Annotated in this window: 15 protein-coding genes and 4 pseudogenes; 8 read left to right on the plus strand and 11 right to left on the minus strand. The window is 40.5% G+C overall.

The genetic code is table 11. The features are described 5' to 3' along the window. Positions 1–4 precede the first annotated feature (4 nt). The gene (locus CJ483_RS01825; protein ID WP_120031384.1) at positions 5–211 is read left to right on the plus strand and encodes a DUF3311 domain-containing protein; all 207 of its coding nucleotides are present in this window, start codon (positions 5–7) and stop codon (positions 209–211) included. Next, positions 208–1,688, plus strand: a pseudogene (locus CJ483_RS01830) (sodium:solute symporter family protein). Before CJ483_RS01825 ends, CJ483_RS01830 begins: the two are co-directional and overlap by 4 nt. Before the next feature lie 131 nt (positions 1,689–1,819). Here CJ483_RS01830 and CJ483_RS01835 read toward each other — a convergent pair. The 4 genes and pseudogenes from CJ483_RS01835 to ytvI all read right to left on the minus strand — a co-directional run bounded on the left by CJ483_RS01835 (position 1,820) and on the right by ytvI (position 5,728). Continuing rightward, positions 1,820–2,782, minus strand: coding sequence for a metal ABC transporter substrate-binding protein (locus tag CJ483_RS01835; RefSeq protein ID WP_120031386.1), 963 nt, complete (start codon positions 2,780–2,782; stop codon positions 1,820–1,822). A gap of 21 nt (positions 2,783–2,803) precedes the next feature. Further along, on the minus strand, positions 2,804–3,661 hold the full coding sequence (locus tag CJ483_RS01840; RefSeq protein ID WP_120031388.1) for a metal ABC transporter permease: 858 nt from the start codon (positions 3,659–3,661) through the stop codon (positions 2,804–2,806). Further along, positions 3,662–4,404 (minus strand): annotated as a pseudogene (locus tag CJ483_RS01845) (metal ABC transporter ATP-binding protein). It abuts the gene before it with no gap. A gap of 292 nt (positions 4,405–4,696) precedes the next feature. Further along, complete coding sequence (ytvI, locus tag CJ483_RS01850) at positions 4,697–5,728, minus strand: sporulation integral membrane protein YtvI (protein ID WP_120031390.1); 1,032 nt, start codon at positions 5,726–5,728, stop codon at positions 4,697–4,699. 186 nt (positions 5,729–5,914) lie between these two features. Between ytvI and msrA the strand changes: the two genes are divergently transcribed. The 3 genes from msrA to CJ483_RS01865 are packed head-to-tail and all read left to right on the plus strand — an operon-like array spanning position 5,915 to position 9,033. Then, positions 5,915–6,460 carry a peptide-methionine (S)-S-oxide reductase MsrA gene (gene msrA / locus CJ483_RS01855; RefSeq protein WP_120031392.1) on the plus strand — a complete coding sequence of 182 codons (546 nt, stop codon included), beginning with the start codon at positions 5,915–5,917 and terminating at the stop codon, positions 6,458–6,460. Between the two features lie 51 nt (positions 6,461–6,511). Then, positions 6,512–7,933, plus strand: a complete 1,422-nt coding sequence (gene pdxR / locus CJ483_RS01860) for a MocR-like pyridoxine biosynthesis transcription factor PdxR (protein WP_120031394.1) — start codon at positions 6,512–6,514, stop codon at positions 7,931–7,933. A gap of 29 nt (positions 7,934–7,962) precedes the next feature. After that, the gene (locus tag CJ483_RS01865; RefSeq protein WP_120031396.1) at positions 7,963–9,033 is read left to right on the plus strand and encodes a DUF3900 domain-containing protein; all 1,071 of its coding nucleotides are present in this window, start codon (positions 7,963–7,965) and stop codon (positions 9,031–9,033) included. A gap of 463 nt (positions 9,034–9,496) precedes the next feature. Here CJ483_RS01865 and CJ483_RS01870 read toward each other — a convergent pair whose 3' ends face one another. Continuing rightward, the gene (locus CJ483_RS01870; RefSeq protein ID WP_120031398.1) at positions 9,497–9,952 is read right to left on the minus strand and encodes a PH domain-containing protein; all 456 of its coding nucleotides are present in this window, start codon (positions 9,950–9,952) and stop codon (positions 9,497–9,499) included. Positions 9,953–10,115: 163 nt separating this feature from the next. On the opposite strand from CJ483_RS01870, the pseudogene CJ483_RS24830 reads away from it, so the two are divergent. Further along, a pseudogene (locus tag CJ483_RS24830) lies at positions 10,116–10,241 on the plus strand (site-specific integrase); the annotation flags it as partial. Positions 10,242–10,727: 486 nt separating this feature from the next. Here CJ483_RS24830 and CJ483_RS01880 read toward each other — a convergent pair. Beyond that, complete coding sequence (locus CJ483_RS01880) at positions 10,728–11,948, minus strand: C40 family peptidase (protein ID WP_120031400.1); 1,221 nt, start codon at positions 11,946–11,948, stop codon at positions 10,728–10,730. 314 nt (positions 11,949–12,262) lie between these two features. Next, a pseudogene (locus CJ483_RS01885) lies at positions 12,263–12,535 on the minus strand (MFS transporter); the annotation flags it as partial. Between the two features lie 167 nt (positions 12,536–12,702). Between CJ483_RS01885 and CJ483_RS01890 the strand changes: the two are divergent. Then, the gene (locus tag CJ483_RS01890; RefSeq protein WP_120031404.1) at positions 12,703–12,927 is read left to right on the plus strand and encodes a helix-turn-helix domain-containing protein; all 225 of its coding nucleotides are present in this window, start codon (positions 12,703–12,705) and stop codon (positions 12,925–12,927) included. Positions 12,928–13,094: 167 nt separating this feature from the next. Here CJ483_RS01890 and CJ483_RS24305 read toward each other — a convergent pair whose 3' ends face one another. Beyond that, the gene (locus CJ483_RS24305) at positions 13,095–13,265 is read right to left on the minus strand and encodes a hypothetical protein (RefSeq protein WP_182916933.1); all 171 of its coding nucleotides are present in this window, start codon (positions 13,263–13,265) and stop codon (positions 13,095–13,097) included. 441 nt (positions 13,266–13,706) lie between these two features. On the opposite strand from CJ483_RS24305, the gene CJ483_RS01895 reads away from it, so the two are divergent. Then, complete coding sequence (locus tag CJ483_RS01895) at positions 13,707–15,155, plus strand: serine hydrolase domain-containing protein (RefSeq protein WP_120031406.1); 1,449 nt, start codon at positions 13,707–13,709, stop codon at positions 15,153–15,155. Positions 15,156–15,572: 417 nt separating this feature from the next. On the opposite strand, the gene CJ483_RS01900 is transcribed toward CJ483_RS01895, so the two are convergent. The 3 genes from CJ483_RS01900 to CJ483_RS01910 all read right to left on the minus strand — a co-directional run bounded on the left by CJ483_RS01900 (position 15,573) and on the right by CJ483_RS01910 (position 18,131). Then, positions 15,573–16,706 carry an NADH:flavin oxidoreductase gene (locus CJ483_RS01900; RefSeq protein WP_120031408.1) on the minus strand — a complete coding sequence of 378 codons (1,134 nt, stop codon included), beginning with the start codon at positions 16,704–16,706 and terminating at the stop codon, positions 15,573–15,575. Between the two features lie 64 nt (positions 16,707–16,770). Beyond that, positions 16,771–17,418: a DsbA family oxidoreductase gene (locus CJ483_RS01905; RefSeq protein ID WP_120031410.1), complete on the minus strand. Its 648-nt coding sequence runs from the start codon at positions 17,416–17,418 to the stop codon at positions 16,771–16,773. A 335-nt stretch (positions 17,419–17,753) separates the two neighbouring features. Continuing rightward, the gene (locus tag CJ483_RS01910; RefSeq protein WP_259455536.1) at positions 17,754–18,131 is read right to left on the minus strand and encodes an SDR family NAD(P)-dependent oxidoreductase; all 378 of its coding nucleotides are present in this window, start codon (positions 18,129–18,131) and stop codon (positions 17,754–17,756) included. Positions 18,132–18,363: the final 232 nt, after the last annotated feature.

Genomic DNA, 18,363 nt, shown 5'->3' on the forward strand with positions numbered 1-18,363 from the left:
TGACATGAAAAACATTCACTTACTAGGCATGTTGCCATTTATCGGAATGCTCGGCGGACTTCCCTTCGCTAATAGAGAAACACCCTACGTTCTTGGAATGCCCTTTCTTCACTTTTGGATTGTTTTATGGATCGTTCTCACCTTTTTTATTATGTTAACGATCTATACATTTGATCAAAGCAATAGAGACAAGGAAGGTGATAGGGAATGAATATAGCAACGATGATCATTTTGGCTTTTCTCCTTTTCTGTCTTTTTTTAGGAATCCAAGCGAAAAAAGGAAAAGAAATGAATATGGAGCAATGGGCTGTAGGCGGCCGCGGTTTTGGCTACATGTTTGTCTTTATTTTAATGGCTGGTGAAGGATACTCTACTTTCACGATGCTTGGCGCGAGCGGTTGGGCTTATTCAAAAGGTGTCCCTGCCTATTATGTTCTCAGCTATACGGCTCTGGCATTTGCTATTGGCTACTGGCTGCTGCCGCCTATTTGGCGCTACGCGAAAGAACATAACATTGTCTCCCAACCAGACTTCTTTACCTATAAATATAAAAGCAAATCATTGGGAGCGCTGACTGCTGTCGTGGGCATTATTGCCATGATTCCTTATATTATTATCCAATTTAAAGGATTAGGCATCATTGTGTCTGAAACGTCTTATGGAACCATTTCGCCCACGCTTTCCGTTATCATCGGGATGATATGTATAACGATTTATGTAATGATATCTGGAATCCACGGTTCTGCCTGGACGGCCGTTATAAAGGATATCCTTGTATTCTTTATTATTGCCTTCCTGGGGATTTATCTTCCCTATCATTATTACGGCGGGCTGCAGCCGATGTTTGAAGCAGTCAGTGCAGCCAAACCAGATTTCCTTACTTTTTCTGAGTCTGGATTAAGTATATCCTGGTTTATTTCAACCGTTCTCTTATCCGTTCTTGGTCTTTATATGTGGCCTCATTCACTCGTTCCCGTCTTTTCCGCTAAAAATGAGAAGACCTTTAAAAAGAACGCCATTATGATGCCGGCTTATACACTCATGCTGCTGTTTGTTTTCTTTGTGGGCTTTGCCGCCATTCTCAAAGTCCCTGGACTCGTTGGGGCCGAAGGCGATCTCGCTCTGCTCAGAATTTCTGTACAAACGTTCAGCCCTTGGTTTGTTGGATTGATTGGAGCCGCTGGATTGTTAAGCGCTCTAGTGCTAAGCTCGATTTTGCTGATGACCACTTCAACGATTTTAGCCAACAATATCTATAAATTATTTGATCCTGGCGCCAGCAGTGTTAAAGTAGGAAAAATAGCGAAGCTCTGCGTTCCGCTCGTCTCCTTACTATGCTTATATTTCACCCTGGGAAACAGTAATTCCTTAACCGTACTGTTTCTGTCGGGCTTTAGCATCGTCACACAATTGTTTCCAGCTTTTTTGCCAGTCTGTTTAAAAAGAACCCCTTCACCACACAGGGAGCATTTGTCGGCATTACCCTTGGTGTTAGCGTTGTTTTGTATACAACCATTACACAGCAGACAATGGGAACTCTTTTCCCTCACATGCCGCAGGTGATGAAAGATTTGAATATTGGTGTTTTAGCGTTAGTCATAAATATGATCTCAATGAGCATCGTTAGTGCTGTGCCGCCCAAAAATTCTTCTCTTGCTGGACAAGAAAGCAAAGAAAAAGCGATCTAACAAAAAAGCAGGATTTCTCACTCTTATTAAGTGAAAAATCCTGCCTTTTCTTATATAAAACATCTCATTAGAGCATAGGGAGTGGAATCTAATAATTTCAGTTTTTATTACGATGATGAAGAAGACTTCTCTTATTTTTCTTCTAAATTATCAAGGATCACCTTAATGTTCGATTCCATCATCTTAATGTAAGTGTCTCCATCTTCCCCTGGCTTGCCGAGAGAGTCTGTAAACAATTTTCCGCCAATCGGCACGCCTGTTTCTTTTGAAACCATTTCCATGCTGCGCGGATCAATACTTGTTTCAACGAATAAAACCAGCACTTTTCTTTCCTTAATTATGTCAACAATTCGTTTTACTTGTTGGGGCGTACCTTGGTTTTCTGCATTGATTTCCCAAATATAGCCAGCATCAAAATCATAGGCAGCACTAAAGTATTTGAAGGCACCCTCACTCGTTACTAAATAGCGTTTTTCTTTTGGAATTTTATTGAAATTTGCTACTGCTTCTTTGTGAAGTTCTTCGAGCTGGGCAATATATTCTTTCGCGTTTTTCTTGTATACTTCTCTATGTTCAGGATCTACTTTTATAAGAGCTTCCTTTGCATTTTCCGCATATTTAATGCCATTGCGGATATCCAGCCAGGCATGAGGGTCCTCTTCCCCTTCCTTCCCCTTTGTCGTTAAATGTTTTGCTTCTACCCCTTCACTAAGACGGAAAACAGGTGCATCCTCTCCGGATTTTCCAGATGTGTCTAGTAGTTTTTCAAACCAGGAGTTTCCTGCTTCTAAGTTTAAGCCGTTATAAAATATCGCATCAGCATCTGTTGCTTTTTGAATATCCAATGGCAGCGGATCATATTCATGCGGATTCGAACCTACTGGTGCTAAGCTGTGAATCTCTACACGGTCACCGCCAATGTTTTTTACGATGTCATATAAAATGGAATATGTAGTGACAATTTGCAACTTATCATCTTTGCCACCACCAGCTGATGCTCCTGTTTGCTCTCCTGCTTTATCCCCGCTTCCGCAACCTGCAAGAACTAGAACCGCCATAACACCCGCAGCTAAAAATTTTAATAGTTGTTTCATTACTCAATCTCCCCCCGTCTTCTAGATTAAAGATACTTTCTTTCTTCTTGCTTTAATAAACCGCCATAACACACCCCGCTTTGGTGAAAAAGTGAATGCTGATAAAAACAGCACAGTGGCGACTAATACAATCGTTGCACCAGAAGCTAAGTTATAAGTAAAGCTGAAATACAATCCTACAACAGACGAAATCACCCCGAGCCCTGCCGACAAGTAAAGCATGATCCACAAGCGATCGGTTAATAAGTAAGCTGTGGCCGCTGGTGTGATCAGCATAGCTACGACAAGCACGATGCCTACCGTTTGCAGGGAAGCAACAGTGACCATTGTTAACAGTGTCATCAGGAAATAGTGAATACCTTTGATTGGCAATCCATAAGCTGCCCCCATTGTCGGATCGAAGGAAGTAACAAGCAGTTCCTTGTAAAATAAATAGATAGACGCAAGAACGAAAATGCCGATTCCAAGCGTGATCCACATATCGGATGGACGAACAGCCAAAACATTGCCGAACAATATATGATAAAGGTCTGTGCTGCTCTTCATCAACGTAATCAGGACGATCCCCAAGGCAAAAGCAAACGTGAACATAATACCGATGGAAATATCATTCTTAATGCGGCTATTCTGGCTGACAAACCCAATCGCCACAGCCGTCACCACTCCTGAAACAACGGCACCGATAAAAAAGTTAATGCCAAGCATATAGGCGATGGCCACTCCGGGAAGAACAGCGTGGGAAATCGCATCCCCCATTAACGCCATGCCTCTTAGAATGATAAAGCATCCGACAACTCCACAAATGATTCCGACCATAATCGAAGTTAACAAAGCTTTTTGCAAAAAACCGTATTGAATAACAGCATCAATAAATCCCATTTATGCGTGTACCCCCAATCTGTCAAGAAACGAGAACTGACCTGAGTAAGCTTTGGACAGGATGTCAGCCTGCAATACTTGATGAATGTCTCCAAACCCAATGAGTTCTTTGTTTAATAGGATAAGCTGATCAAAATAGTCATTTACTTTGCTTAAATCATGATGAACAACGAGAATCGTTTTTCCTCTTTCTCTTAATTCTTTTAAGAGGTTAATAATCGTTTCTTCACTCGCGGCGTCAATCCCCACAAATGGTTCATCAAGAAAAAAATCTGTGCTTTTTGTGCAAGAGCCCTTGCCAAGAAGACACGCTGCTGCTGACCGCCGGAGAGCTCTCCGATCTGGCGCTTGCTGAACGCTCCCATCCCGACCCTCTCCAGACATTGCAGAGCCCATTCTTTTTCTTGTTTCTTCGGTCGTTTAAACAATCCCAGCTTCGGATAGGATCCAATGACGACAGTATCTAACACTGTAATAGGAAAATCCCAGTCAATATTGCTTCTCTGGGGCACATAAGCAACCGATTTTCTTAATTCTTTCACGCTTTTTCCATATATTTGTACATCCCCTTTATCTTTTGGTATCAAATTTAACAAGGCTTTTATTAAAGTAGACTTCCCAGCTCCATTTGGTCCGATGATCCCCACTAAAGTTCCTGGATCAATAGAAAAGCTAATGTCTTTTACTGCTTCATTTCCATGATAGGATACAAATAAATCTCTTACTGTAAGGGCACTATCCATCTTGATTCTCCTTTACTTGTTTTCATAGTTACTAACAAAAAGAGTTGGCTTCTCTTTTAAAAATCCCAGGCCTCTTTTTTTGCTTGCAGACAAAGTGTTTCCTTAAGGCAAATTTTTGAGCAAAAAAAAGATTGTTTCTAAAACTACTGTATGCAGCCATTTTAAAAATGATATATGCGTACAACCAATAAAGTTTCCTTAATACAAAAATTAAAGTATAAGTCAGGTTATGTCAAGGAAATTGTGATTAAAATAAGCCAGCGCTCGAGGCGACTGGCTTGTTGTATGTCTGTTAAATTTTCCATCTGCTTTTAATGATGCCCGCTTCTCTTAATGTATCGTATATAATCACGATAGCCGGCCCCACGAAAAATCCGATAAAGCCAAGCAGCTTAAATCCAATAAACAAGCTGATTAAAGCAGCTAATGGCGAAATGCCCATGTTGCTTGAAAACACCTTTGGCTCCAATATCCGCCGGACAACAGTGATAACGATAAACAGCACAATCAATCCAAAGCCAAGAAATTGATTTTCCTGGAAAAAACAGATGATGGCCCACGGCACGAGCACAGATCCCGTCCCTAAGATCGGAAGAATATCAACAAAAACGATTAATATGGACAAGAGCAGCGCATACGGCACTTTTAAAATGGCTAGTCCAACAAATGACATGAAAAAGGTGACAATGCTCAGGAAAATTTGCGCTTTAATAAAACCAATTCCGGCGCGATTTAACTGCGCAGTAATTAAATAAAGCTTCTCCTTCGTGCTCTCTCTCAAATGCCTCTCCGCTTTAATTCGCAATCGTGACAGCTCCAGGCTGAACAAAAAGACGGCAATTAAGTATACTAGAAACTCAATTAAAAATCCCGGTATCGCTGCGGCCAGTCCAAACAGCCATTCAACGATTCCCTGCAGCATATTTGTCACTGACTGCAACGTGTTTTCGATGGTTTTTTCAAAGGATTGGAACGCATCAACCGGCAGTGATTTAAAATACCGTTGCGACTGATCGAAAAAGCCCTTCAGTGACTCTTTGTAAAAGTCATTAGCAAAGGATGGCCCCTTCTCCGCAAGTGTGACTGCCTGATCGATGACCAGCTTCACAATGAACCAGATGAACAAGGCAATAAACAGGACATAGAGCAGAAAGGTGGCAAGCACTGCCCGAAAACGCGGCCATTTAAAACGCATCATAAACCATTTAACGGAATTCTCCAGCAGGATGGCCGTGATCAATGCCAGCAAAAAAGGCAGTGAATAGGGAATTAAATAGATTGTTATGATTATTAGTGCGATTGTAATAATCCATCTCTTTATCATTGTCGTATCTACTGCTCCTCACTTCATATCTCATTATGTATTAATTTCTATAATAAACTATTCTCCTTCGCAAAGTCACTTTTCAGGCTGCAGAAAAAGTGTTTTTCCTGTTGATTGGCCCGTGACAAACCAAGAGAATAAGTGATAATATGAACTATTATTTCAACTATATAACGGGGGACATCCATGAATAAAAAATTAGAGAAAGCCACATTTGCCGGGGGATGCTTCTGGTGCATGGTGAAGCCATTTGACCAGTGGGAGGGTGTCTATAAAGTTATTTCCGGTTATACGGGCGGTCAAACATCCAATCCAACCTATGAACAGGTAAAAAGCGGGACAACCGGCCATTTAGAGGCGGTTGAAATCACATATGACCCGTCTATTATTTCTTATCAAACCATGTTGGATCTGTACTGGCCGCAAATTGATCCGACAGATGATGGCGGGCAGTTTCAGGACCGCGGCGATTCTTATCGCACCGCTATTTTTTATCATACACCGGAGCAAAAAGAGCTGGCGGAGGCCTCCAAGCAAGAAATTGAGGAAAGCGGAAGATTTCAAAAGCCGATCGTTACCCGCATCCTGCCTGCGGCCCCGTTTTACCCGGCGGAGGACTATCATCAGGATTTTTATAAGAAAAACCCGGATGAATATCAAGCAGACCGCGCGCAATCAGGGCGCGATGAATTTATTGAAGAACACTGGACAGAAGAAGATAGTAAGCAATGAAACAGGATGATATGATAGAGGCAGCACAATAGTAGGGAGATTGAAATAGCGATGGGTACAAACCTGGCAAAATATGAAAAAGTGATGAATTATATAAAAAAAGCCATCTCCAGCGGCGAATGGCCAATCGGCAGTAAAATCCCGAGCCAGCGCAAACTGGCCGAACAGCTGTCGGTCAACCGTTCAACCATTGTTACAGCGCTTGAAGAGCTAAAAGCAGAAGGATTGATCGAGGGTGTCATGGGAAAAGGAACCCTCGTTGTTAACAACACATGGACTTTGCTTGCCGCAAGCCCGCCGTCCTGGGATGAAGCGGCCCTGCTCTCTTTCCCTAAAACGGTGTCTGCCCCACATTCGGAAACCGATGACACAAAGGAGCCGGACCATTTAATTGAACTGAGTAAAGGCGAGTTGGCCCAGGATATTTTTCCAAAGGATAATATGCAGCAAGTCATGATGCGGCTTGCTCAAAGTCTGGAGCCGTTCGGCTACGAAGAACCAAAAGGATACCTGCCGCTGAGACAGGCGATCAGTGATTATATGAAAAAGCAAGGAACAGACGTGTCCCCCTCCTCGATATTAATTGTATCAGGAGCGATTCAAGGACTGCAGTTAATATCGGCTGGACTTTTGCATAAAGGGTCAACCGTTTTCCTGGAAAAGCCGTCTTACCTTTACTCTCTTCATATTTTCCAGTCAGCCGGCATGAACTTATCTGGCCTGCCGATGGACGGAGAAGGATTACAGCCCGCTTCCCTTGCGAAAAAAGCACTGGACGGCCCTTCTTCCGTTCTCTATACGATTCCGTGTTTTCATAACCCTACGGGCATCTTAATGTCTGAGGAACGCCGGAAAGAACTGCTCGATGTCTGTGCGGAAAAACGGCTGCCCGTCATTGAAGATGATATTTATCGCGAGCTTTGGATTGACAGCCCGCCACCGCCGACACTCCAGTCACTTGATTCCAACGGGCATGTGCTCTATATCGGCAGCTTTTCCAAAACGCTCACGCCCGGTCTGCGCATTGGCTGGATCGCAGGATCAGAACAGGTCATTGACCGTTTAGCGGAAATAAAAAAGCAGACCGATTACGGCTCCAGCTCCCTTTCGCAGCTGGTGGCGGCTGAGTGGATTTCAAGCGGCCTGTACGAGCAGCATTTGTCCTTCGTCCGTGAAGAATTAAGAAAGCGCCGGGCGGCTGCCTTGAAATCATTGAATGAGCATATGAGCGACCTGGCTGAATGGGACGTGCCTGCCGGCGGGTTTTTAATCTGGCTGCGCATGAAAGAAAATATTCAGTTAAAAGACATTTATGCCAAAGCATATCAAGCAGGTATTTCCTTGAACATGGGAAGTATTTACACAGAGGAATCGGTTCAGGCGATCCGCCTTTCCTACGGTTACGCGTCCATTGAAGAATTTGAGCAAGGCATTAGAAAACTGCGGCAAATCATCCTTGAAGACAACAAATAGAAGATTGACTGAAAAAACAGGTGATAATAATGGATTTTAAAATACACTACTTATCTTTCTTTTTAATCCGGGTGGATGACAAAGAAGAAAACAAGCGGGCGCAGCACTTTCGTACATTGAATGAAGAAGAATATGAAAGCAGCCCGCTCAGGGACTTTCTTGACGGAGAATTTACGAAAATCGTCAAACGCAAGGCCGAGCGTCATCCGAAAGCCGAACAAGTTCCTACCAAAATTGGCTTTTTCACAGCGGAACCGGGCCATGACTTAACATCAAACCCGAACTACAACCTTTTTGCCAAAGCCCGGGCCGCTTTTTCCTTGTTAGAGTTTCAAGAAGCGAGTGAACAATTCGCCACGCTTTACACACAAACAAGTGCCGCCCGCGGCGGTGTCTTCATCGTCGCCAAAGCACAGCTAAGAAAATATTTCGATGATGCCTTTATCTTCGTATTAAAATGCGATTTTGAACCGAAGGTGGCCTCGATCTCCGACGCCTCCTCCCTCATCGAGCACGTCGAGCTGGCGATTACAACGAAAAATATGAAATCGATCCAATATCCCTACATGCCCGAAGAAGGAATGATCGAAGAAGGCGAACTGAAAATCCATCAGGCTTCCCACGCCCGCTACTTTGAGGATTTCTTAAAATACGTCGGCTACGAACAATCGATGCCTGAAATCGTGAAAACACAAGTCATGGATTTCGTAAGGGAAACGGTCATTGAAGACTTGGAAGATGAAAGTCCTGAACGTGCGAAGTTTGAAGAAGCGATGGAAATTTGGGCAGAGAGTCCGAAACGGGAACTGCAAGAGCGGTTTTCAACAGAAGAGATTGTCGAAGCCGCCAGCCGCATGGTCGAGCATACACCTGACTTGGAGCTGAAGATGAAGCTCGACCATATGGGCGTCAAAGCCATGCTGTCGGACTTTGGAGAATCGGTTCATTTGGCTAAAATCGGTGACCGCTATGTCGTTCTGATGGAAGCTGATTCAGTGATCTTTGAAAAAGGCTTCTCTCCTATTGAGTTTCATAAGCCTGAGGAGTTGGATGAGGTCGTTGAGCGGATTCGGGAGAAGCATGGGAGCTTTTCAAGGTGATAATGTGATCGCTACTTCTATTAAAAAGAGCGTTATTAATGCATTTGTAGTCGTTTCTGTGATCAAAAATGTGATCAAAATTTATGTTCTAAACATGTCGATAAGGAGTTCCTTTAGTTATATCTCTTAGTTTTGAATAGAAAAGACAGCGAGTGAATATAGGTTCGCTGTCTTTTTATTTATATTAATATGACTTTATATTGGCTGCTCTAAAGATTTTCCATTCATTGTGTTCATTCAAATGACTACACTCATAATCCGTGTTTTACCGCGGAAAAAGCGGGTTTTAGTTAAAAGTTAATACCGGTGGCCGGGGTCGAAATAACGGTTAACGTATTGATTTAATAGGGATTTATAGATGCCATGTGTAAAATTTGTGTAAAATCTTCTGAATCTATTTGTTTCCGCATTCCACATGTGTGGAGTGTTGGTCACTATATTTAAACCACAAGAGAGGGCGGATTCATAAATTTATAATGTGCATTTTCACAAATTCATATATTTCCATGAAGTTTGGCGAAGAGATATGTGTGACTCTATCTTTTTTGCTGCCAAATAATCCTGATTTGTTAAGGTAGATCATATTGTTGGTAATACCCAGAGCCTTCATCATATCGTAGTCCACTTCGTTATAGTTCTTATACTCATATACATGAGTCTTTAACTTACCAAATGGTGGTTTCACTTCAATGAGGATCACCTTTGTATCCGTAAAGAATAAGTATCCGAAGGTTGTGTTTTTGAATGCTCCTGTGGAAAGGAAGTAAAACTTCTCGTCCTTCGCTTCTTTCTTAATCAAATCAAGTACTTTCCTATAATGCTCCCTGCTTGTTTTAGGGAGCTTCTCCGCTTCGCTGACTAATCCATCAAATGTAGAGTATTCTCCCATAATTGTAATTTCTACTTTTATCTTACTCACCTTATATCCTCCACTCAAATTCCTTATCTTACAAAACTTTAGTATACTACCTTTTTGTTAGAATGTAAGGAGAGATTCCCATATGGAAGAATAAACATTTATATCAAAAGATTTACATCACTTTTACTGTTAATAATTTTTGTTTCAGTAACCTGCTCCGTATGTGAAACTTATATGGGAGCGGCTTGGACATTCCCATATTGAAACAACACTCAATACCTACAGTCATGTTTTGCCTAATATGCAGAAATCTGTTTCAGATGAATTGGAAAAGATCATTGGCATTTGACCATTTATATGACCACAGACTTGTAAAGTCCCGTCAGCCTTACTATATCAACCCTCTTATCACTTGCGATGTACTTCTGCCCCAAGAAGAAATAATTGAAGAAGGCAAACTAAAAATCCATCAAGTTTCTTCCTTTTATAGTCGATGAGTTTTTTGTAAACATCGTTATATAACACTGTAGAAAAAATCCACCTGCTTTATATAAAATCCTTATATTATAAGTGAATAAAGGAGCGTTTATAAAATGATGAATCACTCTTATAAAAATCTCGTTCATAAAGGAAATCGAACTGAATAATTGTATAATTCCATCCACTTGCGAAACCGTTCTTTAACATAGCAAAAGACCTTCAATAGAAGGTCTTATCTGCATTTATGCTAATGGAAACTTGTGTGTTAGATGAATAGCCACCCGTATAGCATTCCATTAATTTAGTATTCTCGAAGCTGTTGAAAAACTTGAAGGATTATAGTTTGAAATCTTCACTACATCCCCTGTATGTGGGGCGTGTATATATTTCCCCCTCCAATATAAATACCCACATGGTAGGCAGGGTTACCTCTAAACACTAAATCTCCCGGTTGTACTTGATTGGTTGGAATTCTTTTCCCAACATCCTGTTGATCTCTTGATATCCTTGGAAGCTCGATTCCAGCGGTGTTTCTAAAAACATAGGAAGTAAATCCAGAGCAATCAAATCCTTTTGGCGTGGTTCCACCCCATACATAAGGAACTCCCATATATTTCTTAGCATACTCAATAACTTTTTCAACTTTATCCGAAGAAGTTGTTAGGTTAGAGTCATCATCAGTAAGGGCTGTTTGAACTTTTGGTGTTTTAAAGGCTGTTGGTGATTTTTGAGCTGGTTGTTGTTCTCCTGATTGATCTTGTTGTTCACTGAGTCGAGCCTCTTGTTGCTCTCTTAACTTCGCTTGTTGTTCGTGAAGTTGAGCTTGTTGTTGTTCTTTTAGCCGAGCTTGTTGCTCCTGACGTTGAGCCTCTTGTTGAGCTTTTAATCGAGCTTGCTCTTGTTCCCGTAATTGGGTTTGTTGTTGAACAAGTTGACTTTGTTGTGCTTCTAAGGTGTTTTTTGAATCAGCCAATTGTTTTTGGACTTCTTTTTTATTTTTTTCAATCATTACTTGTTCAGAAGCCAATTCGTCTTGTTTACGTTTTAAACTCTTCATTTGCTTATCTAATTTCTCTTTTGTATCTGTTAATTCTTGTCCTTTTTCTTTTAAGCCAGTCATTAAGTCTGAATCACTCTGAAGAATAGATGAAACAGCGGTAGCCCGGCTAAAAAAATCTGATAGATTTTGAGAAGAAACTAAAACCTCTGCATAAGTGAGAAGTGGTTTTTGCCCTTGCTTTTGGATACTTCTCAATCGTTCAGAATAGACAGCTTGATGAGCATCAAACGTTTTTTGGGCTTCTTTGATTTCTGCTTTTGTTTTTTTAATTTTTTCTTGCTGTGTTTTTATCTCTGAATCAAGTTTTGAACTTTTATCCATTGATACACTGATTTTGTCGTCCAGTTGTTGAATCTTTGTATCCAAATTATCAATTTGAAGCTGTGTAGACTGAATCTGTCCTTTGGTTTTATTAATTTGCCCCTCTGTTACTGGACTTGCAAAGACAGTTGTTGTTTGTATAAAAGTGGCTAATATAGCCAGGGATGCTGTATATTTAAATGACTTCTTCCTCAATCTCTTGTAACCTCTTTTCTATTTTCTATACAATAGAGTATGGCATTTCTCGACTAAAAACAACAGGTTTAGTGTTTGATGTTTCAAATTTGTAATAATTGTCAAAAAAGAAAAAGCTCTGTAATGCCAGAGCTTTTAATCAACGTATTTAAGAATAAACTATGTCTTCAAAAATGAAAAGAGATATTTATATAGGTTCTGCTTAAGCAGAACCTTCAGTTTGTCGACAAACTGACAGTGAGCCTATATGTACTCACTGTCTTTTTATTTATAAAATTTCGTTCACTGCTACAGCCAATCAATAGTGCAAGAGCCTATTTCACTTGTTTTCTTTGCCAGACGTAGTCTGTTTCCTTTTTTCTGAGAGCTAGATTCCATATGACCATGAGGAATAAAGCGGTTAGCGCCAAGAGGCCTGAAAAATAAAAAGCAGCTGCAATGCCAATAGAAGAATTCAGGATGCCGGCTATCAACGGAACGACAAACATGCCAATCGCATACACCGCTTGATAAAGGCCCATGGCTGTTCCTCGTTTTTCTGGCAAAATACTTTCTATGGCCATTCCTAAAAAAGCGGAAAAAGCAGTCCCATTGAAAAGCCGTTAAGTCCCAAGACTACACAGAGTAAAACTTTTGTTTCGATGAATGGGATGATCAGTGTGAAAAGCGCTGTTGCGCCAAACGCGAGCTGCAAAGTTTTCCACTCGCCAAGTTTTGGTGCAAGCTGGCCTCCGCTTAGTAAAGTGGCCGCTGCATGAGGAATCATAAAAGAACAAACGATGAAGCCGATGTCGCTAACCTTCAGGCCAATATGCAAGGCATAAGTAGGAATAAACCCGAACATCGTGTTGAACAGGAAATTATTGAAGAGGCTTATGCTGAATGTAAAACGACAAGAAAAGCAGCAGATGAACTGGGGATTACCCAATCTTTATTGATGAGACGTATTCGAAAATATGGGATAAATCTAAGGGGATAAAAAATAGCGGGCAACTACTGGATCTCCAATAGGCTGCCTGCTGCCTCTTCCTTGTTGTTTCCCCAAGAAGGAATACTATAAGAACAGCCGCTTATAAAACGGCTGTTTTCTCTTTTTTAATATTTTTTCCGTACTTCTTGGTACAGAAAACCCTTTAAAAAACGCCATTATGAGCGTTCGGACTGTTCCTTGTTAACCGCCTCGTTATTTTCGTTAATCATACTTCTCACTTCTTGCACCATGTCATCAAAAGTTTGATTCACTCTATTCATAATTTTATCCTGAGGCGTATGGCCATCTTCAAAGTTAATGCTCTCATTGTTATTACTTTTTTTCACTTTCTTCACCTCCGATATAAATATATGGTTTGTAACGAGAACAAAAATATACTTTGAGTTGTTTATTAACTAAAATTTGCACAACAAAGTAATGACTAATCAAAAACAGAATGTTTATACAGTGGCTCTCTGTTTTTTTAGTGTATAGTGATAATAAAGTTATTGAATTTTGATTCAAAAAGATAAGAGCCTTACTACATTCTATATGCAGCAAGGCTCTTTAAAGTTGTTTCAAATTATATCCATCTGCTTATGTAATACTTAAAAAATGAATAATAAAGTTGTTTACTTCTTATTGAACTAACGCCCCCGTTAGTTTAAGTGTAACTCTTCACAATTATTTCATATTATATAGGTAAATAGAAAGATAAATTAGAGTTTAGTTTATAGTTATAAAAATAAGTTATTTATACCCTTATAATTCTTCAAAAAGGAGAGTGTATGAAAAAGACTATTGTTTTTGTATTAACGATATTTATATTATTCTCAGGATTCACAACACAAAGTTATGCGTTGTCAGATTCGAAATCTGTGGCAATACAAGCATTGCTAGATGATGCCTGTCGTACATCAGGTGTGCCTGGAATGTCAATCTCAATACTTGCTGATGGTGAAGTGTTCTACTTTTCTTCTGGGTATGCAGATCTTGAAAAGGGGTTGTCTGCAAGTGAAAATACACTCTATGAGTTGGCTTCTGTGAGTAAAGCTTTTACTGGTATGGGGATTTTGCTATTGGAAGAGCAAGGGCTGCTATCAATGACTGACCCTATCCAAAAATATTTACCTTGGTTTACGTTAAAGTATCAAGGTAAACCTGTTGATATGCAAAACCTTACATTAAATAACTTTCTTCACCATACCAGCGGCCTAACAAATATTAGACATATTCAAAATATTCCACAAGGTAATACGCCTGATATGTTGCAAAAGACTGTGAAAACGCTGGTAGATGCAGAATTGGCGTTCTCTCCCGGTGAACAATATAACTATGGAACCGTTAATTATGACGTATTGGGTTTGGTTATTGAGATTGTATCACGACAAAGCTATGAAGACTTTATGAAGGAACAGGTATTTCTACCCTTAGGTCTTCACCAGACGTATGTTTATAAAGAAGATGCTCAAGCCACTGAACAGTTAGCACAGGGCTACCGTTCTTCCTTTTTTATAACAACTCCATTTAACGCTCCGGATTATGCTGGGAATAAACCTGCCGGCTATATCATTTCTAATACAAAAGATATGGCGCGTTGGATGGGCATACAGATGGGTATCGTGCAGGACATACCCGAAATATTTCACAGGGTTATCGAAAAATCACATAGGGGTGATATGTCTGTTTCGGCTGTCAATGATATGTATTATGCGGCAGGTTGGTTGGTAAACGCCGAACAAACGTTTATAGAACACACTGGGGGTAATCCAAATTTTAGTACCGAAGTAGCCATACTGCCAAATGAAAGAACAGCCATCTGCTTACTGAGCAACGGCGCAAATACCAATATAAACCTGGTACTAAAAGTTAAAAATATATTAAACGGCAATCTAACTCAGTCATATGAGATAAGCGGCACACAGCTTTTGGACATCATTTTGTCGTCTACCACAATTATTCTTTGCCTATTGGCCGTTCTGTTATTTCTCTTAGGATTAAGAAAAAGGAAAACGAATGAGCAGCTGCCAATGACAAAAAAGAGAACAATCGTAACAATTATTTTCCTAATCGCTACGATTGCCCAGTGTATAATGTTTTTTGCCTTCGATTGGTCAACGATACTTATTTGGCAAACATATAGTGTTCTTACAGCTTTAATTTCGTCAACATTATTAACAGCAAGCATTACTTGGTTTGTATATACTCATCGATTAGATGCCCCGGTCCGAAAATAGGTATAATGTTAAGTAAATAAATCCCAATTTATCGATATTCTTAATTTAAAAAACAGAAGACACCTCGGTGTCTTCTTTAATGTCATCGACACTTCTCCTAGTTAAACCCACTTGCTATTTCTTTCACTAACCTGCCCCGTTAGTAGAAGAAGGATTTTTAAACAACTATATTATTTTTTAAATGACTTTATTGTAAATTATTTATTTCTTTTCTCAAACACATTTACCAGCTCTTTTCCCATCAGTTCAGATGAAAAGGGATCACGGCTTGTCACTGTTTGCTCATCCGCTCATCCGGCATGAGCTTTTTTGTTTCAGTCTCCTTTATGATAAGAATCAATCTTTGGCTCTGAACTAAAAGGTAAAACGTTTGGCAGCCCATCTGATTCAATTTTGCCGGGATAACCAGTATAAGAATTAGGCTTCAAAATCTTTTATCTTAGCATCCGGGCTTAATACCTTTTCCGGATTAAACTTTGCTAACGGCTCGCCATTTTTTACTTTATTGACCCAGTCATGATTGGCAAGAGCGCCCTTTCCTAAGGTAATAACGTCGGCCTCGCCTTTTTCAATGATTTCCTTTGCTTTTTCGGGATCTTCTAAATGGCCGTTAGCGATAACCGGAACGTTGCCATACTTTTTTGCTAAGGCTGCTAAGGAGGGACCACCATCACCAAAGGCTGAATCAGTAGCAACGGTCCCCTCTCCTTCTGGAAATGCGGGCTGCCATGCTTCATACTCCGTCACATGGATAAAGTCGAGACCAGCCTGACCTAACTGTCCAAAAATAATCTCTGCATCTTTTTCTTTTCCTGCCCACTTATGCTCATAATCATTCACTTTTCCTTGGGAGATGCGAATGCCAACCGTAAAATCTTGTCCAACCGCCTCCCGGACACTTTTTGATACTTCCGTTAATAAACGTACCCTATTTTCAGTAGAGCCGCCGTACTCATCTGTGCGCTCATTTGTATAATCCGTCAGGAATTGATCGAGTATATACCCATTTGCCCCGTGAATTTCTACACCATCGAATCCCGCCTCTTTGGCGCGTTTAGCCGCATTCACAAATCCATGGATGACTTCTGTTATCTCTTTCTTTGTTGCTTCTCTCGGTGTTTGGAACGGACCTTTTCCTCCGTAAAACTCCATTTGCTCTCCTTTTGGCTGAACAACAGAAGGTCCGATGGTTTCCTTTACAAAACGGTTTCCTTGAGAAAGGGCGCCCGCATGCATCAGCTGGGCAACTATTTTTGCGCCCGCTTGGTGGACAGAGTTTACTACTCTCTTCCATGCTTGTGCTTGTTCGCCGTTAGCAATGCCCGGCTGGTTTAAGTACCCTTGACTATACTGTTCATCCGGATAAATGCCCTCCGTAATAATGAGCCCAAAGCCGCCGCGGGCAAATGATGTGTAATAGGAGAGCATTTGCTCAGTTGCCAGTCCTTCGGAGGTGGCACTTGTACGCGTCATCGGGGCCACTCCTACCCTGTTATCTAGTGTGATGTTGCCTACCGTTACTGTTTCAAATAATAACTGGGTGTCTCTCAAATTTAAAACTCCTTTCCTCGATAAAGTCACTTATCAGTATGCTCCACTTAATAAAATTTTTTCGTTAACACCCATCCATATCACAAGACATGCCTTCGATTGAAATAGCTGCTTTTTTCTTTTGAATCTCTTCATTTATAACTTGCTCAAGCGTTTCTTTAGATCGTATTCCTCCGATAGTCGTGTTCCCAATGACGAATGTTGGCACGGCCGTAATGTTCACTTCTTCATAGGCATGTGTTAGCGCCTTTTGGTGTGCTTCTTTATAGGTTCTTCTCTCCAAGGCTGTCCGATACTCCGACTCATTAAGCCCAATTTCTCCAGCTACTTTTGTTAGCACATCAATGTCCCCAATATCTTGTTCTTCTTGAAAAAAGGCACGAAGCATCCGATCATTATACTCGTTGCCCTTTCCTTTCTCTTTTGCATATTGATATCCTTCAAACGCCAGATGTGTGTATGGCTGTGGTGATATGCTTGGCAAGACGATAGAAATTCCCATACGCTCAGCCAACGGATAGACCGATTGCTTCCAGGTACTTTGCAAATAATCTCCCTCAGGCTTTAACGTTTCATTTGGATAAGGACGCAGCTCGAAAGGCATCCATTCTACTTCTACATCCTTCCCTTTGATCGCTTCTTTTAACGGTTTTTCTGCCAAGAAACAAAAAGGACATACATAATCTGAATATACCTTAATCTTTATAATCATTGCGATCTTCTCCTTTTCTTGCATGATTGTGTCGCACATCTGACCTATTCCCTTGACTGTGAAGGAAATTCATCACACATTCGATTATTCTCCACCTACTTTTGTATTTTATTTTGTTGTGCATTTTTCTAAACATCGCCATATGCACCTTTACACTCATTAATCATTGCTTATATGTGTATTTTCAAGTAAGGTATCTTGTTTGTATGTTTTTATAAATTTTTTATTTGAATTTTACACAATGTGTAATTAGTTAAAAATTTATAGTCTTAGCTGATTAGCATAAAAAACAGCTCAACGGTTTGTTAAGCTGTTCAGCGCATTTCTGAGGAATTTTAATTGGATAAAGAAAGAATTTTTAACGCCCAAGCAATAAACCGCCATCGTTTAGTTCCATATACTGTCTTCTTTTTGATACTATGATATATTTGCAAAGCAGCCTCTTCTGGAGATGCTGCCCAAAACAGTTTATCAGGTTCGCCTTTAGCCATTTCCGTATCAATGAATCTGCATTTAACGTCCGTGGCAAACACGTTTTCCTGTTGCATTTTTAGTTTTTTTCGGATGTTCATCAAGTAGTTGGATACGAAAGTTTTTGAGGCATTGTATAAAGGAGCAACCGGATTAGCCATTAATGCTCCAACCGATGATAGGCCGAATAAATGACCTGCATTTTTCGCTAGAAAATGCTGATATGCCACGTTCACTGTCATTACAAAACCTGAAACATTCTCATCTATTGCCTCCTTTGACAATCGACTTATGTATTAGTTGTTCTTGGAGAGCAAGGAGCTTATCTTCCCTTCTAGCGGCTAACCCGACAATATATCCCTTATTCGATAAAATTTTCGCCTATTCTTCGCCTATTCCGGAACTTGCACCTACAACTATCGCTTTTCTCAAGTCATCCTCTCCATAGTTCTATTCTTATCTTTTCCAGATTCT

Source organism: Bacillus sp. PK3_68 (genome assembly GCF_003600835.1).
GTDB lineage: Bacteria > Bacillota > Bacilli > Bacillales > Domibacillaceae > Pseudobacillus.

What these genes read in the sequence shown, in the direction of transcription:
- ytvI (WP_120031390.1), bottom strand. Translation starts at nt 5,728, where the DNA reads ATGATAAAGAGATGGATTATTACAATCGCACTAATAATCATAACAATC.
- CJ483_RS01895 (WP_120031406.1), top strand. Translation starts at nt 13,707, where the DNA reads ATGAAAAAGACTATTGTTTTTGTATTAACGATATTTATATTATTCTCA.
- CJ483_RS01910 (WP_259455536.1), bottom strand. Translation starts at nt 18,131, where the DNA reads ATGACAGTGAACGTGGCATATCAGCATTTTCTAGCGAAAAATGCAGGT.
- msrA (WP_120031392.1), top strand. Translation starts at nt 5,915, where the DNA reads ATGAATAAAAAATTAGAGAAAGCCACATTTGCCGGGGGATGCTTCTGG.
- pdxR (WP_120031394.1), top strand. Translation starts at nt 6,512, where the DNA reads ATGGGTACAAACCTGGCAAAATATGAAAAAGTGATGAATTATATAAAA.
- CJ483_RS01825 (WP_120031384.1), top strand. Translation starts at nt 5, where the DNA reads ATGAAAAACATTCACTTACTAGGCATGTTGCCATTTATCGGAATGCTC.
- CJ483_RS01905 (WP_120031410.1), bottom strand. Translation starts at nt 17,418, where the DNA reads ATGATTATAAAGATTAAGGTATATTCAGATTATGTATGTCCTTTTTGT.
- CJ483_RS01835 (WP_120031386.1), bottom strand. Translation starts at nt 2,782, where the DNA reads ATGAAACAACTATTAAAATTTTTAGCTGCGGGTGTTATGGCGGTTCTA.
- CJ483_RS01865 (WP_120031396.1), top strand. Translation starts at nt 7,963, where the DNA reads ATGGATTTTAAAATACACTACTTATCTTTCTTTTTAATCCGGGTGGAT.
- CJ483_RS01840 (WP_120031388.1), bottom strand. Translation starts at nt 3,661, where the DNA reads ATGGGATTTATTGATGCTGTTATTCAATACGGTTTTTTGCAAAAAGCT.
- CJ483_RS01890 (WP_120031404.1), top strand. Translation starts at nt 12,703, where the DNA reads ATGAGGAATCATAAAAGAACAAACGATGAAGCCGATGTCGCTAACCTT.